General features: G+C 45.4%; 23 protein-coding genes, 1 tRNA gene, 1 pseudogene and 2 riboswitches. Of the genes and pseudogenes, 9 read left to right on the top strand and 16 right to left on the bottom strand.

What is annotated here, in order from left to right:
* Positions 1-10: 10 nt before the first annotated feature.
* Both modA and BUB67_RS01665 read right to left on the bottom strand, forming a co-directional pair.
* A complete protein-coding gene (gene modA / locus BUB67_RS01670) occupies positions 11-802 on the bottom strand; it encodes a molybdate ABC transporter substrate-binding protein (protein WP_073234679.1) in 792 nt (263 codons plus the stop codon).
* A gap of 145 nt (positions 803-947) precedes the next feature.
* A riboswitch (molybdenum cofactor riboswitch) is annotated at positions 948-1,077 on the bottom strand.
* Between the two features lie 82 nt (positions 1,078-1,159).
* Complete coding sequence (locus tag BUB67_RS01665; protein WP_143156978.1) at positions 1,160-1,393, bottom strand: hypothetical protein; 234 nt, start codon at positions 1,391-1,393, stop codon at positions 1,160-1,162.
* A gap of 210 nt (positions 1,394-1,603) precedes the next feature.
* A riboswitch (molybdenum cofactor riboswitch) is annotated at positions 1,604-1,726 on the top strand.
* 164 nt (positions 1,727-1,890) lie between these two features.
* Here BUB67_RS01665 and BUB67_RS01660 point away from each other — a divergent pair.
* Both BUB67_RS01660 and BUB67_RS01655 read left to right on the top strand, forming a co-directional pair.
* Positions 1,891-2,772: an ABC transporter substrate-binding protein gene (locus BUB67_RS01660; RefSeq protein ID WP_073234673.1), complete on the top strand. Its 882-nt coding sequence runs from the start codon at positions 1,891-1,893 to the stop codon at positions 2,770-2,772.
* Positions 2,773-2,990: 218 nt separating this feature from the next.
* Positions 2,991-3,347, top strand: a pseudogene (locus BUB67_RS01655) (transposase); the annotation flags it as partial.
* A gap of 18 nt (positions 3,348-3,365) precedes the next feature.
* Here the strand turns inward: BUB67_RS01655 and BUB67_RS01650 are convergent.
* From BUB67_RS01650 to BUB67_RS01640, 3 genes are all read right to left on the bottom strand, one after another.
* Complete coding sequence (locus BUB67_RS01650; RefSeq protein ID WP_073234669.1) at positions 3,366-3,647, bottom strand: hypothetical protein; 282 nt, start codon at positions 3,645-3,647, stop codon at positions 3,366-3,368.
* A 163-nt stretch (positions 3,648-3,810) separates the two neighbouring features.
* Positions 3,811-3,909, bottom strand: coding sequence for a CBS domain-containing protein (locus BUB67_RS01645; RefSeq protein ID WP_238456907.1), 99 nt, complete (start codon positions 3,907-3,909; stop codon positions 3,811-3,813).
* Complete coding sequence (locus tag BUB67_RS01640) at positions 3,910-4,158, bottom strand: hypothetical protein (protein WP_073234666.1); 249 nt, start codon at positions 4,156-4,158, stop codon at positions 3,910-3,912. It abuts the gene before it with no gap.
* A 209-nt stretch (positions 4,159-4,367) separates the two neighbouring features.
* Here BUB67_RS01640 and BUB67_RS01635 point away from each other — a divergent pair, with 209 nt between their 5' ends.
* Positions 4,368-4,694: a hypothetical protein gene (locus BUB67_RS01635; protein WP_073234663.1), complete on the top strand. Its 327-nt coding sequence runs from the start codon at positions 4,368-4,370 to the stop codon at positions 4,692-4,694.
* A 178-nt stretch (positions 4,695-4,872) separates the two neighbouring features.
* Positions 4,873-6,039, top strand: coding sequence for a type III PLP-dependent enzyme (locus BUB67_RS01630; RefSeq protein ID WP_073234660.1), 1,167 nt, complete (start codon positions 4,873-4,875; stop codon positions 6,037-6,039).
* A 433-nt stretch (positions 6,040-6,472) separates the two neighbouring features.
* On the opposite strand, the gene BUB67_RS01625 is transcribed toward BUB67_RS01630, so the two are convergent.
* Positions 6,473-6,760 (bottom strand): DVU0772 family protein, encoded by a 288-nt coding sequence (locus tag BUB67_RS01625; protein WP_073234657.1) that lies wholly within the window; start codon positions 6,758-6,760, stop codon positions 6,473-6,475.
* A gap of 151 nt (positions 6,761-6,911) precedes the next feature.
* Here BUB67_RS01625 and BUB67_RS01620 point away from each other — a divergent pair, with 151 nt between their 5' ends.
* Entirely contained in the window at positions 6,912-7,538 is a 627-nt protein-coding gene (locus BUB67_RS01620; protein ID WP_073234654.1) for a hypothetical protein, read from the top strand.
* Positions 7,539-7,543: 5 nt separating this feature from the next.
* Here BUB67_RS01620 and BUB67_RS01615 read toward each other — a convergent pair whose 3' ends face one another.
* The 7 genes from BUB67_RS01615 to BUB67_RS01585 all read right to left on the bottom strand — a co-directional run bounded on the left by BUB67_RS01615 (position 7,544) and on the right by BUB67_RS01585 (position 16,035).
* Positions 7,544-8,716, bottom strand: a complete 1,173-nt coding sequence (locus BUB67_RS01615) for a glycosyltransferase family 4 protein (RefSeq protein ID WP_073234651.1) — start codon at positions 8,714-8,716, stop codon at positions 7,544-7,546.
* A 98-nt stretch (positions 8,717-8,814) separates the two neighbouring features.
* On the bottom strand, positions 8,815-9,087 hold the full coding sequence (locus tag BUB67_RS01610) for a late competence development ComFB family protein (protein ID WP_073234648.1): 273 nt from the start codon (positions 9,085-9,087) through the stop codon (positions 8,815-8,817).
* 33 nt (positions 9,088-9,120) lie between these two features.
* Complete coding sequence (locus BUB67_RS01605; protein WP_073234646.1) at positions 9,121-10,197, bottom strand: 6-phosphofructokinase; 1,077 nt, start codon at positions 10,195-10,197, stop codon at positions 9,121-9,123.
* Between the two features lie 231 nt (positions 10,198-10,428).
* Entirely contained in the window at positions 10,429-11,619 is a 1,191-nt protein-coding gene (locus BUB67_RS01600; RefSeq protein ID WP_143156977.1) for an ABC transporter substrate-binding protein, read from the bottom strand.
* 245 nt (positions 11,620-11,864) lie between these two features.
* Positions 11,865-14,660, bottom strand: a complete 2,796-nt coding sequence (locus BUB67_RS01595) for a UPF0182 family membrane protein (RefSeq protein ID WP_073234640.1) — start codon at positions 14,658-14,660, stop codon at positions 11,865-11,867.
* Positions 14,661-14,703: 43 nt separating this feature from the next.
* Positions 14,704-14,898 carry a hypothetical protein gene (locus tag BUB67_RS01590; RefSeq protein ID WP_073234637.1) on the bottom strand — a complete coding sequence of 65 codons (195 nt, stop codon included), beginning with the start codon at positions 14,896-14,898 and terminating at the stop codon, positions 14,704-14,706.
* Between the two features lie 195 nt (positions 14,899-15,093).
* Complete coding sequence (locus tag BUB67_RS01585) at positions 15,094-16,035, bottom strand: D-alanine--D-alanine ligase (RefSeq protein ID WP_073234633.1); 942 nt, start codon at positions 16,033-16,035, stop codon at positions 15,094-15,096.
* A gap of 449 nt (positions 16,036-16,484) precedes the next feature.
* Between BUB67_RS01585 and BUB67_RS01580 the strand changes: the two genes are divergently transcribed.
* Positions 16,485-17,876, top strand: a complete 1,392-nt coding sequence (locus tag BUB67_RS01580) for a monomeric [FeFe] hydrogenase (RefSeq protein WP_073234630.1) — start codon at positions 16,485-16,487, stop codon at positions 17,874-17,876.
* Between the two features lie 34 nt (positions 17,877-17,910).
* On the opposite strand, the gene BUB67_RS01575 is transcribed toward BUB67_RS01580, so the two are convergent.
* Positions 17,911-18,246, bottom strand: coding sequence for a hypothetical protein (locus BUB67_RS01575; RefSeq protein ID WP_073234627.1), 336 nt, complete (start codon positions 18,244-18,246; stop codon positions 17,911-17,913).
* A gap of 151 nt (positions 18,247-18,397) precedes the next feature.
* Here BUB67_RS01575 and BUB67_RS01570 point away from each other — a divergent pair, with 151 nt between their 5' ends.
* Positions 18,398-18,775 carry a hypothetical protein gene (locus BUB67_RS01570; protein ID WP_073234624.1) on the top strand — a complete coding sequence of 126 codons (378 nt, stop codon included), beginning with the start codon at positions 18,398-18,400 and terminating at the stop codon, positions 18,773-18,775.
* Between the two features lie 151 nt (positions 18,776-18,926).
* Here BUB67_RS01570 and BUB67_RS01565 read toward each other — a convergent pair.
* A tRNA-Trp gene (locus BUB67_RS01565) sits at positions 18,927-19,002 on the bottom strand.
* A 237-nt stretch (positions 19,003-19,239) separates the two neighbouring features.
* Here BUB67_RS01565 and BUB67_RS16305 point away from each other — a divergent pair.
* Positions 19,240-19,407: a hypothetical protein gene (locus BUB67_RS16305; protein WP_159431797.1), complete on the top strand. Its 168-nt coding sequence runs from the start codon at positions 19,240-19,242 to the stop codon at positions 19,405-19,407.
* A gap of 51 nt (positions 19,408-19,458) precedes the next feature.
* Here the strand turns inward: BUB67_RS16305 and fusA are convergent, their stop codons facing one another.
* The gene (gene fusA, locus BUB67_RS01560; protein WP_073234621.1) at positions 19,459-21,465 is read right to left on the bottom strand and encodes an elongation factor G; all 2,007 of its coding nucleotides are present in this window, start codon (positions 21,463-21,465) and stop codon (positions 19,459-19,461) included.
* Between the two features lie 312 nt (positions 21,466-21,777).
* On the opposite strand from fusA, the gene spoVB reads away from it, so the two are divergent.
* A complete protein-coding gene (gene spoVB, locus BUB67_RS01555) occupies positions 21,778-23,325 on the top strand; it encodes a stage V sporulation protein B (RefSeq protein WP_073234619.1) in 1,548 nt (515 codons plus the stop codon).
* Positions 23,326-23,447 lie beyond the last annotated feature (122 nt).

The following is a 23,447-nucleotide window of genomic DNA, read 5'->3' as shown; positions in this document are numbered from 1 at the left end:
CACCACCCTGTTATCTCTTTAGTGATTTAAAGCCATATTTTTCAAACACCTTGGCTGCTTCCTCACTGGCCAAGAATGAGGCGAACTCCTCCGCTGCTTTTTGCTGTTTTGTGTTCCTGAGAATTGCCATCGGGTAAACGATAGGCTTGTGGGAACTGGCTGGAGCCGGAGTGACTATTTTCGATTCCTTTGCGGTTATGGCATCTGAGCGATAGACCAGGCCAGCATCAGCATTACCGGTTTCCACATAGGTCAGCACCTGCCATACATCCTTGGCCAGTACCAACTTAGGCTGAAGAGCATCCCATAATTTCATGGTTGTCAGAGCCTCCTGGGCATATTTACCGGCCGGGACAGACTCCGGTGTGCCTATGCTGACCTTGCCAACTTCCGGTTTGGCCAGATCTTCGAATCCGGCAATCTTGGAATCTTTTCGGGCCACTAATACCAGTTCATTCCCCAACAGATCCTTACGTGAACCATCTACAATTAAACCTTTTACAGCCAGTTCATCCATTTGTTTTTGGCCGGCCGAGATAAACATATCTACCGGGGCACCTTCTTCAATTTGTTTTTGCAACGTACCGGATGCTCCAAAATTATAAGCAATGGTTACATTAGCATGTTGCTTTCCATAGAGTTCCTTTAACTCCAGGGCCGCATCCTTTAAACTGGCTGCTGCTGAAATAGTCAGGTTTACCGGTTGAGCCTGGGGTTTTCCTTTTTCTTTTTCATCCCCGCAGCCGGTTAAAGCAGCAAACGCAAATATCATAATACCTAGCATTACCCATATTTTCTTCATCAGCCGTTACCTCCTTATTATTTTTTGTATTTTAATCATCAAGGTGTTAGAATTTCCTGTTTCTATCACCTTGTTTTGCGGTTAAGACATACTGAAAACAAAAAACCGCTGAGAAGACAGCGGCTTAACGTAGGCGCTAATTTACTGGGTATGAAATTTTCTTCCTTTCCATTAAGGAAGGTCTAAACGTTTCCATTTAAACCCTTAGGCCGCTTCGCCTTGGCATGAGGTCCCATAGCTAATCCTTAGGAACACAGCCCGGAAATGGTTGAATGGTTAGCAACCACTCAGTCCTATAGTCCTTTAATATGGAGTCTTTTAAAACACTACTCTATGGTAAAGCTAAGGAAAAGGTCATTACTTTTCTTTTACAGTATCAAAATCAGGAGGGATAAGCAATGGCCAGATGACAAGAATACATAATATTTGCTGAAAACTCAACAAACAACAGGTAAAAATAACATAATCAAAGTAACTTTCCTGGTCGATAACCAGGTCCTTAAAGGCCTGGTCAAAGGATTTCAACAGGATGACCTGATCAGCAATGGTAAAACGATCCCGGTTGGCAAATGACAGGACGATTCTGTGCAATAATTCTATGCAATTTAAATTATCCCTTTTAAAAAACAAATAAGCTATGATGTCTGCAAAATAATATTAGGAATAAAGTTTGCATAATGAAGGAATGAAGAAAAAATACAGAAAAAATATCAATGTTTAAAGGAATCTGAATGTTTTAATAGAATTAATTTAATAAAATTAATATTGTACCTTAAAAGTCAAAGAAACATAATAGGAAAAATTTAATATTTGCTCCGAGCTTATGGGCCTACGATCACAACCGGTTATGGCCCTTAAGCCGATAGGGTTTGTTTGGAAACGGACAGGCCTCCCGGTGCGGAAAGGAGGGATTTGACAGCGGTCATGTCGCCGTGTACTTGTCTTTTCGCACAGTACACGGCTTTTTATTTATTTTTTAGTGTACTGTGTTAACCAATAACCATATGGTGATGGTTTACGCCAGGGCACTGGAAGAAAAATTCAATTCTGAGGAAGGCAAAAAATTATAAAACCCGGAGGTTGTTATCATGAAAAAACGTATCACCACGCTGATTGCCCTGTTGTTAACACTGGTTATGCTGGTATTTGCCGGCTGTGCCCGGCAGCAGGCTTCCAAGGAAGAAGCCAAAAAGGAAGAAACCAAACCTGCAGCCAACAAGGAAGTAATTCTGGCCACCACCACCAGCACCCAGGACAGCGGCTTATTAGACGTACTGCAACCTGAATTTGAAAAGAAAACCGGCTATAAACTTAAGGTAATTGCCGTTGGTACCGGTGCTGCCTTAAAGATGGGTGAAAAAGGTGAAGCTGACGTACTGCTGACCCACGCCCCCAAATCTGAAAAACCCCTGGTGGACAGCGGTGTGGCTGTCAACTACTCTCTGGTGATGCATAACGACTTTATTTTGGTCGGTCCCGAAAATGACCCGGCCGGTATCAAGGAAGCAAAAACCACTGCTGAGGCTATGAAAAAGATCTTTGACAAGGGTGCCATCTTTATTTCTCGCGGTGACGACTCCGGCACCCATAAAAAAGAGCTTAGCCTGTGGCAGGAAGCGAAATTGGAACCCAAGGGCCGGAAGTGGTACCAGGAATCCGGGACCGGCATGGGAGCAACCCTTAATATTGCTTCCGAAAAACAGGGCTACACCCTGACAGACCGGGCTACCTACCTGGCTCAAAAGGGTAAACTTAAACTGGCTATCCTTAAACAGGGCGACAAGTCCTTACTCAACATCTACCATGTAATGAATGTGAATCCTGAGAAGTTTAGCAAGGTAAACGCCGAGGGTGGCAAAGCTTTTGTAGACTTTATGGTGTCTAAGGAAACCCAAGAAATTATCGGTAAATTCGGCGTTGATAAATACGGTGAACCACTGTTCTTCCCCGATGCCGGCAAAGATAAATAAAATTATACTCTTGCAGAGAAACTCCCGTATTGAATGCCGGGAGTTTCTCCTTCATAACAAAAAATGCCGGGAAATAATCCCCTATGGCAAGTTCAATTAGGGTTTGCTGAAAGGATCGCAACCCCATATAAAACAAGGGTTTACAAGCATGATTGTCGAAATAAGGTGCAAGGAAAATGCGGCAAAGGCCGGAAAAATTGTGCACCTGGAGGAAGAATATGTTCCATAAATTGGAAAAACAGCTGTATCTCGAAGAATTCATACTCCCCTTTGAAGGTAAACTGAGGGCTGACAATCGTTGGGTCAAATTGGCTAAGATCATCCCCTGGGATACCATTGAAGACCGATACGCTAAACATTTTAAGGGCAACCGTGGACAGGTAGCTAAACCCGTTCGAGTGGCTCTTGGGGCTCTCATCATCCAAGAAAAGTGTAGATACAGCGACCGCGAGACGGTTGAGCAGATCACAGAGAACCCATATCTGCAGTATTTCATCGGCCTCCGGGAATACCAGGACAAACCTCCGTTCGATCCTTCTCTTATGGTGCACTTCCGTAAGCGTTTTGACGCGGAAAAAACTTTACACTGGCAGTCAAGACGGCATGATCATCGATAACTCTTTTTTAAGACTTTCCACCGTTCCAATTATTTCAGTGGAGATCCGCTGGCTGCCGTGTTTTTTATAAAAAATGATTTTTCCTTTTCGCGTGTCAGCATAATAATGAACCGGCGCCTGTTCTTGTTCCATGAGTTTAACGATGAGAAATCCTTGATTTCTGTAAGCAAGGTTATATATTTGACTTAAAAATGCCCGGGGACAATATGGCATCGGGTCCTGTGCTTTAATTTGAAAAAATTTTTCAATTATAGTCACGACAACCACTTCCTAACTTAACGTAGTGGTCTTGTATTGATAATTAGTATAAATCTTTCTGGCAGAGATTTCTATAGCCATTAGTCATTGCCCCGTCGATCAAGCGCTGCTTTTTAAACTGCAATTAAGCGCTACCGGACTCTCCGGTGGCGCTTTCATGAAATCATTGGGCAAGGGTTCTGATAATGTCCGCCCTACTGACGATGCCGATAATTTTACCGTTCTCTACAACAGGGATGCGTTTAATGTTATGTTCAATCATTCATTCAATCCTTTTGGATGTTTTATATTTTTCAAAGTCAATGACTTGCGGCCTCTTATCTTCGGAAAGACCGGATAGCAAGACGGTTAAATTTAATAACAAATTGACCTCTTCGGAGTCGTACACCAATTTATTACAACCGTCACATATGTATGCCTTCACGCCGTTTATCTTCACCTGATATTCTCCCCACTTTGCATGGTACACCTCTGATGTTTCCCGCATCGGTGCGCCACAGAAACAGTTCATCTCCTTACCCCCTTGCATTTATCATAATAAACAAAAATCTGCATTCTTAATCCTTTCTATATTTCACTAGATAGTCAGAAAAACCTGCATCCCAAGTCCTTAAATATACACAGAAATGTATTCTGTCTGTGATTTTTCAGGAATATGTAAGGTTTACTGTAGAGGATAAAATGATTTTTTATGGAACCTAACAACAGGAGGTGTAAATAATGAATACAAATGAACAACTGTATATTGACCTGATGATGGTTCGTACGCCGGGAGATCCGGAAACCAAGTTTTTGATCAGCCAGGGTTATTTAACCGAGAATATGCAGTATACCGAGAAAGCCATTCAATTTATTAACTCTTTTTTAGATGAAAAAAAGGAGGTTGTCTACCAGGCTTTCAAAGAGTTGGGGCCGGATGCCAGGAAAAGTGAGGTCCTGAAAAAAGCCGGCATTGTACAAATGGGCGTCCTAGTGGATGTTGCCAACAGGCTGGTTAAGGAAGGCAGGCTGAAAAAAGAAAACGGAAAGGTTTATACATTGGACTAAATTTATCAAGCCAGGAGCATTTATAGAGCTCCTGGCTTTGGTGTTTCTGTGTTTCGCGACAGTTTGACTAATTCAGTTCCCCATTACAGTTTATTCATTTATATTGCATATCGGTCAATGTATGGTACAATTAATTTTGTGTGTAAAAACAAAAGTTTTTTCTTCGGGGGAATGACCGGTGAAACAACCCTTTAAATTATCTTGGAACGCAGTGGAAAGACTTGCTGAACGTTATGCTACCCCAATCCTCGTATTGTCACTAAGTCAGGTGGAATACAACTATAAGTTTTTCCAACAGCACCTTCCCGGTGTGAAGGTTTTTTATGCCATGAAATCAAATCCTGAACCTCGCCTTATCAAAAAACTGGCTGATTTGGGTTCCTCCTTCGATGTAGCGTCCGACGGTGAGATTTATGCGTTAAGTGAAATGGGGATTCCTCCGGAACGAATGGTTTACGCTAATCCGGTAAAAACCCCGAGGGGGTTGGCTGCTGCCCAAAAAATGGGAGTGCGGCAATTTACTTATGACAGCGAAAGTGAAATCGACAAAATTGCTGGTTTTATACCCGGGGCTACGGTATTACTGCGTATCAGAATTGATAATAACACCTCCCTGGTTGATTTAAACAAAAAATTCGGTACTGACCCACGGGAAGCCCTTGCACTGCTTCGCCGGGCCAGGGATAGAGGTCTGGATGCGGCCGGTCTTTGCTTTCATGTAGGAAGCCAGAATACCGCTGCGGAAGCGTATCTCTACGCCTTATCTGTATCACGCCGGATCTTTGATGCAGCCGCCCGCGAGGGAATTAAACTTCGCATTTTAGATATCGGTGGGGGTTTTCCCATTCCGACGGGTGATTTAAATATCGACGTGATCGCCATGGTGGAACAAATTCAGAAACAACTGGCCAAGCTGTTCCCCCATACCGAAATTTGGACGGAGCCGGGCAGATTCATCAGCGGGACAACCATGAATTTAATTACCAGGGTCATTGGTACTCAGGTAAGAAACGGTAAACAATGGTATTATCTGGATGAAGGCCTGTACGGCACATTTTCCGGGATTCTTTTTGACCATTGGGAATACGAAATGGAAACAGCTAAAACGAAAAAAGGTCCTGAAATTGAAGCAATCTTTGCCGGACCCAGCTGCGATTCTTTGGATATTGTGTTCCGCGACCGGAAGACTGTCCCCCTGGAAGTGGACGATTTAATCCTTGTTCCCAACTGCGGCGCCTACTCTTCGGCATCTGCCACCACATTCAATGGCTTTGCCAAAGCTGAGATTGTGGTCTGGGAAGAAGTGAAAGAAAAACTGCAGCAAAATATGGCGGCAGTCAGTTAACCACAAACAGCATCATAAGGGCTAAGACTTGAAGATAAGTCTTAGCCCTTATGTATTTTATTGCATTGTCGGGTTCAGGGTGTTATCAGGTTGCGGCGGCGGGCCGGGATATAGTATATTTACGGTATGGCATTTCTTAGACTATAAACCTTCTTTGGTAATAAAACGAAAAACCGGCCAAACATGGCCGGGTGTAAAATAAATGTAAACTTAGAGTACAATTTGAATTAAAAATACTATTCCTACCAGGGCTGTGAAAATGACAAATTCGATCACGGGACTTACAGAAAACACCGATAACAAGCTGCAAATGGCTCTGAGCAAGGCTAAACACCTCCTAAATCGTTGGTCAACCAGTTATATTTTATATATTCATGCTGGAAGTTCTTTTTCCTTTCAGATATATAAACATTTTTAAAAAGATTTCGCCAAATTATTCCGCCAATAAATTCTTTTCAATCCACTCCCGGATTTCCTGGTTAATTTTGTATATACGTTCTCTGGTCTCCTTTTGCGCCTGCATGGCTGCTTCCAGCATTTCAACAGGGGGTTGAATCTCTGTGTGGTCGCATTTGATGCCAAAGGGTGTAAATTTATACAAGGCAAGCTTAGGACTTTCCCAGGCATCAATAACGAAGGTATATCCCTTTTCTCTGTTTTGAAATTCCTTTTCAAAATCATAGTCCCAGTCAATTAAAGCTTTTAATATTGGTAATACCATCTTGGATCTCCTCTCTCCATTTGTATTACGTTCTACTTTATTTTTTTCCACGTCGTAATTTTAATTCCTTCAAAGGATAGAGAGAACTCTTATTGAACCTTTGTACCGGGGTATAATAGCAAGAAGAAAATCTTCAAGGAGGAAGTTTTTAATGACGGAGCAAAATAACGTGGTTCATTTGGAGCAAGAAGTCATTAATAAAAATACAGAAATATTTAGCGACATTACTGCAATTGTAGGGCGATTGATGAAACAGGGTTTGGCCACCTTTTCCTTTAATTATAAAGAAACAGCCATCTCCTTTGATGCTTCTCCGCAAATCAGGGAGGCCTTTGCACAATACTCTTCGGCCAGGGTTCAAGCGGTCACGGAGGAAGTTGTGGATATCACAGTAAAGCTGCTGGATAACCAGGAAGAGCAGATGTTAAAGCAGGCCCAGGACGAAGGCAAGACAAATTACGGTATTTTGCAGAAAAAAATAAATACTGTCAAACAACAGATCATAACCACCGGTCTGCAGAATGCCTACAATTTTTACCGTACCTGCATCGGCAATGTTTTGGAGCAGTTCGCTGCCCAACGGGTGGTAAAACCGGCCAGCCCCCAATACCCCTCTCTGGAAACCGTTCTGGTAAAAATCACCACCAGGGACAATATGGATGGGGCCAGCAGGCAGACCATCTCTTTCGAGTTATATGAGGACCAGTTGGACGAGATGATCAATGTACTTACACAGCTAAAAAAGGAGCACCGGTCTTGTAAAAATAAACCCCAATGAGGGGGTTATTTTTGTGCTTTCACCTGTACTTTTACGCTGTTTGAATCACTCAACAGACATTCATAATAAGTGATTAATTTTTCCGCGCACTTGCGGGAAGAAAGTTGTTGTACATTTATTAGCGCCCTTTCACTCATCCGCTTTCTCAATGCAATGTCTTCTATGAGAAGAATCATTTTATCAACGAAGGAATGGAGTTCGGGGCTGACCAAAAAACCGTCTTCCCCGTCCACCACCATATTGGCCACCCCGTAGGCATTGACAGCCACCACCGGCAGACCTGCCGCCTTGGCTTCGGCAATTACGATGCCCTGGGTCTCGGTCATTGAACCAAAGATAAACAAATCCGCCCCGCCATAGGCTTTAATCAGGTCATCCCGGGTTAATTTGCCGGTAAAAATGACGTGGTTTGTTAAACCAAGATTTCGGGCATATTTTTTTAAATTCTCCAATTCGGGGCCTTCCCCCACCAATACCAGTTTTGTATTGGGATATCGCTTACGAACCTCCGCAAAGCAATCCAATAAAAAGGGGATATTTTTTTCTTTGCCGGTTCGCCCCACCGAAAGCAAAATGATTTCATCGTCCCCCAGGCCATATGTTTGTCTGAGCCAGGCCCTGTCCACACCGGCAAACTCATCCAGTTGAATACCCGTAGGAAGCCATTTGACGTTGGACTTTACACCCATGTTTCGGATGTGGTTGCTGATGTTTTCAGTGGGTGTAATTACCAGATCACAGCGATTGCAAAAATCTACGCACATTTTGCGGGTGATTCCTTTGCTGAGTTCCCTGGCAAAGGGAACATAATGGGTATACTGATCATACAGAGTATGAAATGTGAAGACTAAAGGGACGCCCAGTTTTTTGGCCACCCTCGCCCCCAATCTGCCCAGCATAAAAGGAGAATGAACATGGATCACATCCGGCAGGTTTTGTTCCAAAAAATGTTCCAGACCTGTTGCAAAGGGAATGGCCAGGTAAAATCCTTTGTATGTGGGGGTAGGAATGGCAGGAAACCGGAAGACATCCTTCTCTTTATCCACCCCTGGGTAGTTAGGAGCATATATGGTAACCTTATGACCAAGATTTCTCAGTTCCTCGGTAAAGATTTCAATGGAGCGAACCACGCCGCCAATATAGGGCTTATAGCTGTCTGTGAAGATGCCAATTCGCATAAAAAACACTCCTTTTTAATAACAACTAATAGAAGTATTAACAAAGGAGTATATTGGTAAACATTTTTATCTGATATACGCTTTACTTTGTCTAAACTTTAGTGTCTCGGGTTATTTTTTACAATTTGTATGGCGTTTAAGATGGCGGCTGCAATCTCGGCCCTGCCCCCCACCTGTTCCATGGCTACCTTTGTGTAAATACTGCCTTCGTCGGTGGCAACATAGCGGGTTGGCAGGTTATTCAGGGCAATGGCCATGATATCCAAGCGGCACCTTGGACAGAGACAGGTATCTGGATTTTTTTCGGCATATTTTTTTAATAGATCATCCAGCATTTCTTCCACAGCCAATTCAATGTAATTGCGAATCATACCGAACACCTCTCGTTTGGGATTTTAAACAGATTAATCGCCCAGGCATATGCCAATTTTCCTGGCAGCTTTCACCAGTTCCCCTTCTACATCCACTTTGCGAATACCTTTGGCAACCTCCGCCAGGGGAACGGGCTTGAGGTGTTCCCCGTCCAGGGAAACCACGTAACCAAACTGTCCCCGGGCAGCCAAATCCATGGCGGCCACGCCATACCGGGTGGCCAGGATGCGGTCATAGGGGGTGGGGCTGCCACCACGCTGCAAGTGGCCTAAAACGGTGACCCGCGATTCGATACCCGTTCTTCTTTCCAGTTCCCTGGCCACCACTTCACCGATCCCGCCCAGCCGGATGGGGTCTGTGCTTTGCGTAATAACCTTTTGCACCACCATTTCTCCCCCCAGAGGTTTGGCGCCCTCGGCAACCACCACCAGACTAAAACGTTTATTCTGACTTAACCGTTCGTTAATTTTAGCTATTATTTTTTCGTAGGTAAAGGGTATTTCAGGAAGCAGAATAACATCCGCCCCGCCCGCCAGTCCGGCGTGCAGGGCGATATGCCCGGCGTAGCGGCCCATTACTTCCAGAACAATAATCCTGTGATGAGATTCAGCCGTTGCATGGAGCCTGTCCAGGGCTTCGGTGGCAAAGGCGTAGGCGGTGTCAAAACCAAAGGTCTTGGCCTGCCCCACCGCCAGGTCATTGTCAATGGTTTTAGGACATCCTACAACATGGAGACCCTTTTGGGCCAGGTCGTACCCGATGGAAAGGGAGCCGTCCCCACCAATAACAATTAAAGCATCGGCATATTCTTTAATCGTCTCGATGCACTGATCGGATCTGTCCTCGAATTTTCCTTCAGCAACCTGGTAATGAAATGGGTTGTCGCGGTTGGTGGTTCCCAGAATGGTACCACCACGAGGCAAGATGCCCGACACCTCTGCCTCAGTTAATAAAGTAACACGGTTTTCCATTACACCTTTAAATCCGTCCCGAAAACCGATCACCTCAATACCATATTCCCTGACGGCAGTCTTAACAATGGCACGAATCACTGCATTTAAGCCGGGGGCATCCCCACCGCCTGTCAATACTGCAACACGTTGAATCACCCTATCACCCCTCTGTTTCGCCTTTAGGCTATTTTACCATAAGTTTAAATTATTGGATACAAAACTTGCATTTGAAAGCAGAAACAGAACCAGTTACAGAATTGGGCAGGTAGGTAAATTAATGCCTTCTTAAATTAAGTAAAAAAGCGGTGGTTGCTAAAAAATAATAACGGGCTTCTCTTGATAAAAGCCCGTCATTACTTATAGCTTTAAAGGATTATGGATATACGTTTAGGGATTGATTTGCTCCTTAAATACCTGCTTGCCGTCTTTTAATTCAAGGATGGCGGCGCCCTTCACGGGGTTGTGGTTGGCGTCGAAGGTGTATTTGCCGGTCACCGCCTGCACATCTTTCAAGCCGGCCAGAGCGTCCTTAATCTTTTCAGGTTCCGCAGAGCCGGCCTGTTCAATGGCCTTCACAATCAGGATGGCTGCATCATAGGCCAGGGCTGCCAGGGCATCGGGGGTTTCGTTGTTATACTTGGCCTTGTACTTTTTCACGAATTCCTGTACAGCAGGATCCTGGGAATCCGGAGAGTAGTGGTTGCTGAAGTAGCAGCCGTTAAGAGCTTTGGCCCCGGCAATTTCGACCAGCTTGGGAGAATCCCAACCGTCGCCGCCCATGAAAGGTACCGTAATGCCCAAGTCACGACCCTGCTTGACAATTTTACCTACTTGTTCGTAGTAGGCAGGAACGTAAATTACATCGGGCTTTAAGGCTTTAATTTTGGTCAGGGTGGCGCTGAAATCCTGGTCCTCGGTTAAGAAGGCTTCTTTGGCTACGATTTTGCCGCCCTGTTTCTCAAAGGATTTAATAAAGAAATCGGCAAGACCTTTACTGTAGGGAGAATTGTTCTCCACATAAACAGCTGCGGTTTTAGCGCCTAAAGTTTTGGTGGCAAAGGTTGCCATTACCGTCCCCTGGAAGGGATCGATAAATACCGAACGGAAAACATATTCACGAACTTTACCGGTAGCGGGATCCACAGTGACGTCCGGGTTTGTGCCGCCGGTGGTGATGACGGGGATCTTGTTATCCATACAGATTTGGGAGAAGCCCATGGTGTTGCCGGAGGTAATGGCGCCAAGGATAGCAACCACTTTTTCCTGGTTGATCAATCTGGTAGCTACGTTGGCAGCCTCTGTGGCCTCACTTTTGTTGTCAAGGCAGATAAATTCTATTTTCTTGCCCAACACTCCACCCCTGGCGTTCACTTCATCAAAATACAAATTAATGCCGTTTTTGGCTGAGTTACCAAAGGTGGCCACCTGTCCGCTTAATTCATAGTTACCGCCGATCTTGATCACATCGGCTTCCTGTGCTTTGGGTTTGCTTTCCTGGCTGCTGCAGCCGGCAATCAGGCTCAGGATTAAGAGGGCTACCAGTAATAAAATACCCTTGCTCACTCTCACTCTTCTCATCATATTACCTCCACGTTGATTACTTGGACAGTTAAACAGAAAGAACATTTAGAATAAAGTTTACAGACTTCACGCCACCCCCGTATTCCGTTAAAGTTATTATGAACAACTTAAAACAATTGTAGCCGAGCCGGTCAAGGGCTGTCAATATAAATGTCAATCAATTCAGTGCAATTCTTAAACGATAATTTGTACAATTTATTAAACATAAAAAACGGGACTGCATTGTTTGCAGTCCCGTTGTCCTACTGAGATGTTTGCTCTTGAAGTTTTGTCAGAATTTCTTTGAGCTGGTTTAAGGATTGGCCGTAACCGGACCAGTCTCCGGCTTTAAGTCTGGCCTGGGCCTCATCGTAAAGTCGGTTTGCTTCGGCAGCCAATTCTTTTAGGGTGGCCTGAGGAGCAGGCTGCTGTTGGCCCGTTTGTCCGGTTTGGGGAGGCGCCCCCTGTTTTGGCGGGGCAGGCAAAGCTGCTCCTTCACCAAAGATCCTCTGCAGGGCCAGGTCCAGGGTGGGTTCCATGACGATTTTGTCGCCGGAGGCCACAATGACCCTGCGCAGTTCCGGCATTTTACTTTGTTCGGACTGCAGGTACAGGGGTTCAACATAAAGCAGCGAGTCTTTCACCGGAATCACCAGCAAGTTCCCCCGGATGACCGATGAACCCCGCTGATCCCAGAGGGTTAGCTGTTGTGAAATGGTGGTATCCTGGTCGATTCTGGCTTCTATCTGCATGGGGCCGTAAACAAGTTCCTGTTTGGGGAACTCGTAGACAATCATCTTGCCGTAGTTCTCCCCGTCGGAGCGGGCTGCCAGCCAGGCGATCATGTTTTTCTTGTTCTGCGGGTTAAAGGGCATTATTAAGATATATTCCGGCTTTTGCTCCCCGGGTAATACCGTAATGGTGTAGTAGGCCTCCATGGGCTTTTCTTCGGTGCCAACCTTTTCGGTGGGCAGCGTCCACTTGTCTTCCCTGTTATAGAAGACCTGCGGGTCGGTCATATGATACAGTGTATACATGCGGCACTGAATCAGGAATAAATCTTCTGGATACCGGATATGGGACCGCAAATCCGAGGGCATTTGATCCAGGGATTTAAACATACCGGGGAATATTTTGCTGTAGGTTTGAATGATGGGGTCTCTGGCATCGGCAATGTAGAAATTGACATCCCCGTTATAAGCGTTTACGGTCACTTTGACGGAATTTCGGATATAGTTGTTGCCCCTGTTGTCAAAGGGCTCGGAATAAGGATACATGTCACTGACGGTATAGGCATCCCACAGCCAGATAATTTCGCCCCGGGCGTTGATGACCGGGTAAGGATCGCTGTCGTAGCTCAGGAAAGGCGCGATTTTGGGAACCCGTTCCTTAATATTCCGGTAAAACAGCACCTGGCTGTCATTGGTAATGTCGCTGGTCAACAGCAGCTTGTAATCCGCAAAGTTGATGGCAAACAGAAGTTTTCGGAAAATGGAGTTGATCTTCACCCCGCCGGTACCCTCATATTTGCTGTAGGCGTTGCCGTCGCCCTTGGGGTAGTCAAACTCTTCTGTTTTGGTGTTGACAATGACGTAGCCGTCATCGGATTCGCCGTAATATATCTCCGGCCGGGTTACTTTAATGCCGGTGGTGGCCACCGGGGGAATGTCTTTCAGGAAAAAATGGGGCAGTCCCTCACCGGATACTTCGTTGACCGGACTCATGGCGACCCCGTACCCGTGGGTGTATTTTAAACGCTGGTTGATCCAGGTCTTGGCCTGCTGGGGCAGTTGGTCCTGATTCATTTCCCGCAGGGCCAGCATCACCTGGCGGTATTGACCGTCTATTTGGTAGCGGTCAATATCAATGTTCTTAAATTCATAATACAACCGCATCTCCTGCAACTGGCTGTAGGTCTGCTGCAGCGGGCGCCAGTCCCACAGGCGAATGTTCTCAATGGTGTTGCGGTTTTCCTGGATGTCCCTAGCCTGTAAAGTACGTCCGGCGGGAAAGTCCCTTTGCTCAATGGTATCTAATTGATAGGCCTGTTGGGTTAACTTGATATTGTTGGCGATATAGGGCGCTTCCCGGGTGAATTCGTTGGGCAGAACCACAAATTTTTGAATAATTGCCGGGTAGACGCCGCCCAGCAGAATGGAGGCCAATAATAAACCTCCGATGGCATAGGCAGCCAGCCGAAACCGCTTGAGAAAAATGTTGGCAATGATCACCAGGGCAGTGATCAGCGAAAGGACGGTTAAGACCTTATAGGCCAGCAAAGTGGCATGAATATCCGTGTAACCGGCTCCATGGACCACTCCTCCGGTTGAATACAGGAGACCGAACTGGTCCAACCGGTACCCCCAGCTCTTCAAAATAAAGAACAGGGCTGCCAGAACAGACAGGTGATACCTGGCGGCAGGGAAACGGAAGATCTTGGCCAGGCCTCCCCTGGCTGTGTCGGTGACCAAGTAAACCAGGGCCACTAACAGGATGTTGATAAAGATTGCAGAGGCCAATAATCTGTAAAGGAATTCATAAAAGGGCAAACTAAAGACATAAAAACCAATATCTTTGTTAAAAATTGGATCTGCAGAGCCAAAGACCGTTTGATTAAAATACTTGAGTACAGTGGTCCATTGACCGGTAACGGTGGTGCTGTAGAGAAAACCCAGCACCAAACTGACAGCGGCAAAAACGGCAGTCAACCGCCCGGGCGTTATTTGTTCGCGCCAGTTCGGATAATTGGGCTGATTAATGGTGATGACATTGTCGTCGTCATGGTAAAAGGGACGGAAGGATTTTGAGGACTGTATTGCTTGCAGCACTGACTTTTTGGTCAACATCAGGTTGACAAGCAACAAAACAAACATAATGGCTCCAATGAGAACCCGTAGTCCGATTTCAGATAGGATTTTAGTTATAAAGACCTGTGGATACTTTAAAGCGCTAAACCACAGCCAATCGATGTATAGTCCAGCCCCCCAGCCAACCAGTGAAAGGAGTAAAGCTCCCACAAGAATAACAAGGCCAAGGGAAAACCGTGACCCACGCTGCACGACAACACCTCCGGTCAATTAATAAGGGTTTTACCTTTTATCTTTACATGGGTTTGGTACCCTTCATCTGATCGTCCGATTCTTTGCGTAACTTGGCTTCGCAAAGCTGGCAAAAGGATACGGATTTCTTGGGTTTCGGAATAAAATCATCCTCTTCTTCCCACGGGTCAAAGGATTTCTCAATCACGATCACCCGGCCACACATAATGCAACGGACTTCCTTTTCTTTGTTTTCCAATTCTGCCACCCCCGTTAGTGCGCCCTTCAAATGGGCAGATTAGTAAGACAATTCTGCCTGGGATGACCAAAATCCTGCCTGGAATTGCATAAAGTTAATAAAATCACAACCCTTGCAGTATGTTTAACCATTTTTCAGTGGTATAAACAGAAAAAGACGGACTGGATCCGCCTCTCTCTGATGATTCTCCGGTGATTACGATTGTTCCCAGGCCAGTTGAACAATGCGACGAACCAACTCCGGAAACTCGATGCCGGCATGTTTTGCCGCGTCCGGAAACAGGCTGGTGGCAGTCATACCCGGTAAAGTGTTGATTTCCAGGGCGAAGGCTTCGCCGCCTTTTACCATAAAATCAACGCGACCCAAACCTCTGCAACCCAGGGCTAAAAAGGCCTTTACTGCCAGTTCCCGAATTTTCTTTTGTGTCTCTTCCGGCAGTCTGGGTGGAATGATATGGTCACTCATGCCAGGGGTGTACTTGGCCTCATAATCGTAAATTCCCTTGACGGAGGTTATCTCTATCAGAGGTAACGCAATGGGATCATGGTTTCCTAACACCGATGCGGTCACTTCCATACCGGATATAAATTCTTCAATTAAAACGTCATGATCATATTCCAGAGCGCTTTGTATGGCAGCGCTCATTTTTTCTTGCTCATGGACAAAGGAAATTCCGATGGTAGAACCCTGGGTGTTAGCTTTTACCACAGCGGGAACGCCCACTTCCTTTAAAGCCCTGGCGGCTGCTTGTTCCAAGCCTGTATCCAGCACTTCCCTGCGGGTGACCACAGTGAAGTGCGGGGTCGGAATCCCCTCCATCTTAAATATTTTCTTAGTGGCAATTTTGTTGATGGCCAGTGCACTGGCCAGGACGCCGCTTCCGGTATAGGGGATATTCAACATCTCCAGCAAACCCTGAATGGTTCCGTCCTCACCGTACTTTCCATGCAAGGCCAGAAAAGCCAGTTCAATTTTATTTTCCTTTAGCTGCTCCACCAGGTCAAAACCTACATCTATCTTAGTTACATGGTTATACCCGGCTGCAAGCAATGCTCTGTAAACAGCTTCGCCGCTTCGTAAAGAAACCTGTCTTTCCGCTGACCGACCACCACATAGGACTCCGATACGCAATGTCAAGATCTCTCACCTCCCAACCGGTGCATGCACGGCAATACTACAATTCTATTATATTCTGAGGATAAGTACAAAATCCTTGCCAGAATCCGGAGTTTTCATTTTTCTTTAAGAAACCGGCCATGCCTGGTATCTTATTACAAAACTTCAAATACTTTTAAATAAAAAATGACTTACATTTTGTAGTATGACGTATTAAACTATTTATGTGCGTCGACTATCTTATATGCTAAATCATTTCAACTATATAAATCAACATGCGAAATACAAAAAACATAACATTATCTCCAATTGGCAATTGTTTAAATATTTTATCAACAATAGATTGCTATCATTGTATTTTCTAAATCAATTGATATTTTGATAAATTACAACATATTGCTATCAAATTGACTTCTACCTGAAAAACATGAGATAATTTGCACAAGCAGATACTATTGGGAGGAGATTGCATGAATCCTGTTTCGGAAGTAACAAAACTCCGCAGAGATAACTTTACCAGGATCGCCCGCTGGGCTCTTAACCATCCTTTGGATGCTCCCTTTGAGATGGATATATCGGCATTGGTTAAGGAAATCATTCCCGATGGACCTGCACGTTACCGGTGCTGTATTCATAAAGAAAGAGCCATTGTAGAAGAACGGATTAAAATCGCTGTTGGGTTAACCCAGGTCAATCACCCGGTTACCGTAATTTCCGAAGCTTGCAACGGCTGCTCGTTAAATAAGTATATCGTAACGGACGCCTGCCAAAACTGTGTGGCTCACCCCTGCCGCAACAGCTGCCCTAAAAAAGCAATTTCTGTGATCCAGAACCGGGCCTTTATTGATCAAGTTTCTTGTGTGGAATGCGGCAAATGCGCCAAAGCTTGTCCCTATAACGCCATTATTGAAATTACTCGCCCCTGTGAAAGGGCCTGTGCCATAGGGGCTATCAAGGTTGACGACTCCCGTAAGGCGATCATTGATAACGATGTATGTGTATCCTGCGGTTTATGTGTAACGGTTTGTCCCTTTGGAGCCATCACCGATCTTTCACAAATGTTGGACGTCATTTGCTCCCTGCGGGTTAAAGAACAACACCATGTGGCCATCATTGCCCCCTCCATCGCGGGCCAATTTGGTCCTAAAATCACACCGGAACAAATTAAAACAGCCTTGCTGCAGCTGGGCTTTGATGATGTGGTTGAAGCGGCCCTGGGTGCGGATATTGTTTCTAAGAAAGAAGCGCATGAAATTAAGGAGCAAGCGGGAAAAACAAATTTAATGACCAACTCCTGTTGCCCTGCCTTTACCAATGCTGTGGCTAAAAAATTGCCCGAGCTGAAAGACAAAATTTCCACTACCTTATCCCCCATGCGGGTTGCCGGCCAGTTAGTTAAGGACAACTATGACAATAAGGTGACCACTGTATTTATAGGACCCTGCATCGCTAAAAAGGCAGAAGCTGCTCAGGGTGATGAAATTGACCTGGTCTTAACCTTTGAGGAACTGGCAGCCATTTTCTCTGCCTTGGACTTGGATCTCTCTGCCCTTCCTCCCACCGAGATGACCGGTGCGTCGCCCAACGGAAGGCTTTTTGCGAGGGCCGGCGGCGTAAGCACCGCCGTTCGGAAGCATTTAGGCGATATGAACCTGGAAGTGCTGCAGGTGCAGGGGTTGGGACAATGCCTCTCTACCCTGAAAACAGCCGCCAAGAAAGTAAAGGATGCAGGCTTTACCTTTATCGAATGCATGGCCTGCGAAGGCGGTTGCGTGGGCGGACCGGGAACCATGGTAACCCCTGCGGTAGGTACCAAAGCGGTGGAAAAACATGCAGGTGAAAGCATTATATTACCCAAGTAACAAACCGGCCCCGGGGCCGGTTTTTGCTGCTGTTTTATTTTCTTTTCTTACGGCGTTTTTTCTGTTCGAGCGATTCCGCCTGGGGGGCAAACAAAACGTAAAACAGTTTATCCCAAATAGGTATTGTGGTAAACTTCGCGGTAAGGATGCCCACAAACAGCAGGCCGATAAACAATTTCCAGTCATAAAATAACAAAAAACCCGAGAAACCAATAAATAACAGGATGGAAAGTTTTAAAATATATTGAACCGTTGGATTGCGATAGACCAATGGGGTTTCTTGTATGTTATCTTTCTCATGGGTGCCCTTTGTCATTACTAAACCAAGGATTAAAAGAAAAACAGTTGATACAATAATTTTTGTTGCCATCCTTTAGTCCCCCCAGGTGTCGTTATACCATTTATATTAATAATATCAATAGATTTTGAAATTTTTGCAAGGTCTTTTTTATTACCGGAGTTAAAACTTTCCTCCCCATCTTATAAAACCCATGTTATAATTGCTAAAAGGAGGGATTCCGGTGGTTGAAAACAAAAACATGGAGCAAATGGTAAGCCAGTTGATTACCATGGTGGGCAAGGTTCTGGAGGGACAGAACGATCTAAAAGCAGAAATGACCGGCATGAAGGTAGAAATAAACGAGATGAAAGCAGAAATGGCTGGTATGAAGGCAGAAATAAACGAGATGAAAGCAGAAATGGCCGGCATGAAGGCAGAAATACATGAGATCAGGGCAGAAATGAATGAGATGAAAGCAGAAATTATTGAAATCAAAAACCGACTGAACGACATAGACGGCAAACTGGTTTACTTGACAGCGGACGTTGAATTATTAGAACACGAAACACGCCAAAACAAAAAGGAAATTAATCGTATAAAAAAGCAAATTGAAGCTTAACGGGTTAACAGCCCTTTTTTTCGTAAACAGAACTACCCGCTGTCCCTTGAGACGGCGGGTTTTTATTTACCGGGGTGATATTTTTATAAATTATTCGGTTTGATTATATAAAAAAAGAAATCAGCCCCTCACAGGTTGCTGATTTCCTAATTGGCGGGGGCACTAGGACTCGAACCCAGAACCAACGGTTTTGGAGACCGCTACTCTACCAATTGAGCTATACCCCCGTATAACATTTACTTCCCTGACGCAAGAGTTAGTATATCAAAAACCCGGTTGTTAGTCAACATAAAAAATGTCACCTTTTACTATAAAATAGCATTCAACCTTTTCCTAATTTTCCCATCCCGGCAAAACAGATTTGATTTGTTTTAATACCTGAGAATAAATATATTTTATCAGCTAAAACTAATTATGACAAGGAGATGTTAAGCAACAATATTGACTCAGGCAGGTGAGTGAAAATGGGGCATTTTATCTATTTTGACCCCAATAAAAGTAATATGGAGACCGCGGAGGAACTGCAGCCGAAGCCCAAACCCAAAAGAGTCAACCTGATATCACCGGAAGACTGGACCTATTGTGAAAAAGAACAGGAATTAACCCGTTTTGCGGAACGCAACAAAGGATAGTTTTTCCAAAGATGAAGAAACCCAGGAGCATGCGCCCCCTGGGTTTTATTACTACTTGTTGGCTTCCTTTTCTTCCCGGGCCTTTTTAATAACCATTTCAGCTTCGCGACCGGAGAATTCTTCGTAACTGTAGAATTCCATGGTAAAGGAACCGCGGCCCTGGGTCATAGACTTCAGGTCGATGGCATAACGGTACATTTCAGACAGAGGAACCTGGGCACGGATTTTTACCAGTTTGCCCATGGGTTCGGTGCCCAGCACACGACCGCGCTTGGTGTTGAAGTCACTGATGATGTCGCCCATGAACTGTTCCGGTACGGTTACTTCTACGTTTTGAATGGGCTCCAGCAAAACCGGGCTGGCCTGCTCGCAACCTTTCTTGAAGGCTAAATGGGCTGCAATCTTAAAGGCCATTTCAGAGGAGTCCACCGGGTGGTAGGAGCCGTCATACAGGGTGGCCTTCAGACCGGTGACAGGGAATCCTGCCAGCACGCCTTCTTCCATTGCTTCTCTCAGGCCCTTTTCAACGGCCGGGAAGTAGTTCTTGGGAACGGCGCCGCCGAAAACTTCTTCGGCAAAGACGAAGTGTTCATCGGTGGGCTCAAAACGAATCCAGACATGGCCGTATTGACCGCGACCGCCGGATTGTTTCTTGTGCTTGCCCTCCACTTCAACCTTCTTGCGAATGGTTTCGCGATAGGGAACTTTAGGTTCTTCCAGTACCACATCAACACCGTATTTCTTCTTTAGGCGATCAACCATGATCTGGGTCTGGGCTTCGCCCATGGTAATCAGCAGGGTTTGCTTGGTTTCAGTATTCTTCTGGACCTTAATGGTGGGATCTTCTTCGGTTAACTTTAACAGGGCATCCCCCAGTTTATCTTCGTCGTTTTTACTCTTGGGAGCAACCGCAGTGGTCAGGGTGGGAACCGGGAATTCAATGCCCTCTAACTCCATGGGCTTATCTTTATCGGCCAAGGTGTCCCCGGTGTTGGTATCCTGCAGCTTCACCAGTACCGCCAGGTCGCCGCAAGGAACAACGTCGGTTTGGCTGGTGGCTTTGCCGCGCACATACAGGATCTGCCCAATTTTTTCGGGTTTATCTTTGGTTACGTTAACAATGGCAGAGTCATTCTTTAATTGCCCCCGGAAGACCCGGATAAAGTTCATCTTACCTACATAGGGGTCGGCGATGGTCTTAAATACCAGGGCAGCCACAGGACCTTCCTCAACCTTGGGAGCCGGGAAATAAGCAGCCAGAAAATCAAGGATTTGGGCTACACCAATATTCTTGGTGGCGCTGCAAGCCAGTACAGGTACAACCTTACCCTGGGCTAGGCACTTGCGGAAGCCGTCTTTAATTTCATCCGGGGTCAACTCTTCCCCTTCCAGATATTTCATGGTCAGTTCATCGTCGCCCTCAGCGGCAGCTTCCACCAGGGCCTCACGGTACACTTCAATTTGGTCAGCCAGATCTTCCGGAACAGGTGTTTCTTTGCCCTTGCCGTCACCGGTAAAGGCCTTTTGGTCCATTACGTTGACAACACCGCTGAAGTCGGTGAAAGCGCCAATGGGAAGTTGGATCGGCACAAAGTTAGCCCCAAACTTTGCTTTCAGGTCTTCTAAAACCTTATCAAAGTTCGCATTTTCACGATCCATTTTATTAATAACTACAATCTTGGGCATCTCGTTGCACATATCCCAGATCACTTCATGCTGAACCTGAACACCGTCTACAGCGGAAACAACAAATAAAGCGCCGTCAGCCACACGTAAAGAACCTTTTACTTCACCTATGAAATCGGAGAAGCCCGGGGTATCCAACAGGTTGATCTTTGTATTATTCCACTCCACGGGGACCAAACTAGTATGAATGGTCATTTTACGGGCAGTTTCTTCAGGATGGTAGTCTGAAACAGTGGTGCCGTCTTCTACTCGGCCAAGTCGGGAAAGCGTTCCGGTGTTAAACAGCATGGCTTCTACCAGAGAAGTTTTGCCAGAACCACCGTGGGCAACCACTGCGACATTGCGGAGTTGATTGGATTGGTAATTTTTCAAAGTTCAGGCCTCCTTTTGTTTATAATGGTATCCTCTCTTAGCAAATTATATACATTTAACCAGAACCAGGTAAAAATGGCAACATGCTACCATGTTGGCTGTTTTTTCACCCAAAATCAAGGTTTACGGTATTAAATTTATGTTAACATTTCTACACGCTTTATCCAAATCCTCTTAATATATTGAAAATTGACTTTTATTTTTTTGCGTTGCTATTTTTTCTTTTGGCTTACTTTTCATACCAGTGTATCCACTGTCATAAACATAACATAGTGGAATATCCGGCCTTGTCATGGCGAAAGGAAAGTGGACATGTCTCGACAATCCTTTGTTATCGGCGCTTTGATTTTACTGTCAGCAAGCTTTGTTAACCGTATCATCGGTTTCATTTATCAAATCGTTATGATCAGGTTAATCAAACCCGAGGGAATCGGCTTGTTTAATATGGTTTTTCCTTTGTATATCCTGGTTCTGGTCCTGGCAACCATGGGCATCCCGGTGGCCATTGCCAAGCTGGTGGCGGAGGAAATGGCAAAGAATAATGTCAGAGGGGCGAACCGGGTTTTTAAAATAAGCCTTTCTATTTTGATTCTCTCCAGTGTTATCTTTACTGCTCTGCTGGTGATGGCTTCTCCCCTGCTGATGAAGCTTGTTTTTCCCAACCCAAAAGTGTACTATATCTTCCTCTGCCTGATTCCCGGGATCATTGTGGTTTCCATCTGTTCCGCCTTTCGAGGGTATTTTCAGGGTTTACAGCAGATGACCCCCACGGCCATTACCCAGACCCTGGAACAGATCGTCCGGGTTGTGGCAGGACTGTGCATTGCTTACCTGCTGCTGCCAAAGGGAGTTGAGTACGCTGCCGTAGGCGCTTCCCTGGGTGTGGTGATTGGCGAGTTCACAGGCTGTTTAACCATGATTTATCTCTATTTCACAAGGAAACAACGGGTTACTGCCAGGTCAAGGCCGGTATATGAACCCTTTAGGCGGACCATTGCCAGCATTTTTGGCCTGGGGGTCCCGGTTACTTTGACAAGGTTTGTCAGCACACTGTTGATGTCGGCGGATGCCGTTTTGATCCCCCAGCGGCTGCAGGCTGCGGGAATGTCTGTCCACCAGGCAACTTCTGTCTATGGCCAACTGGTAGGTATAGCAGAAACCCTGCTTTTTACTCCCACCATGATTACCATTGCTCTGGCCACTGCTCTGGTACCGGCCATCTCGGACGCTCTGGCTCTGGAAAACCACAAGTTGGTGCAAACCAGAACATCCCAGGCTTTGCGCATTACCATCGGCGCCGGTTTACCCTGTACCGTTGCTTTTTTGTTATTACCCAAAGAAATGTGCGGCATTCTGTTTGGCTATGCCGATGCGGGGATCATTCTGGCAGCATTGGCCTTCGGAGGTCCCTTCCTCTATTTCCAGCAGACAACCACCGGCATATTGCAAGGGATGGGCGAAGCGGTAAAACCTTTTAAAAACCTGGTCATTGCTTCGGTCTTTAAAATACTGGGGCTTTATTACTTAACAGCCATTCCCTCCCTGGGAATCCTGGGTTCCGCCCTGGCACTAAACGTTTTTTATGTGTTAATAGCTTTATTAAATTATCTTGATTTAAATAAATTAATCGGTTATCGACTACATTTATCACACGATGTTGTCAAACCCTTCCTATCAGCCCTGGGCATGGCTATGGTGATCTGGCAGATTAAGTTATTTTTATCCTTTTCTCCTTTATTAACCTTGATTGTATCATTGGTGGCAGGTTGCCTGGTTTATGTAATTCTCCTGTTTTTGCTGGGAGGAATTCACCGCAAGGATTTTCTGCACGTTGTACGACTGGTAACCAAACGATTTTAAATTTATAAGTATTTTTCGTATTGGTTGGTTTTGTGACCAATTTTTTTGCAAAATAATTTTGCCAAACACATCACATACTATGGTTAACGTAAGGATAAAATAATTATTTTAACTCGATTTAC

This window comes from Desulforamulus putei DSM 12395, from assembly GCF_900129195.1.
In the GTDB taxonomy this organism is placed as follows: domain Bacteria; phylum Bacillota; class Desulfotomaculia; order Desulfotomaculales; family Desulfotomaculaceae; genus Desulfotomaculum; species Desulfotomaculum putei.
Note: the sequence above shows the minus strand (reverse complement) of the source record. Positions and strands in the feature narration are given on the sequence as shown.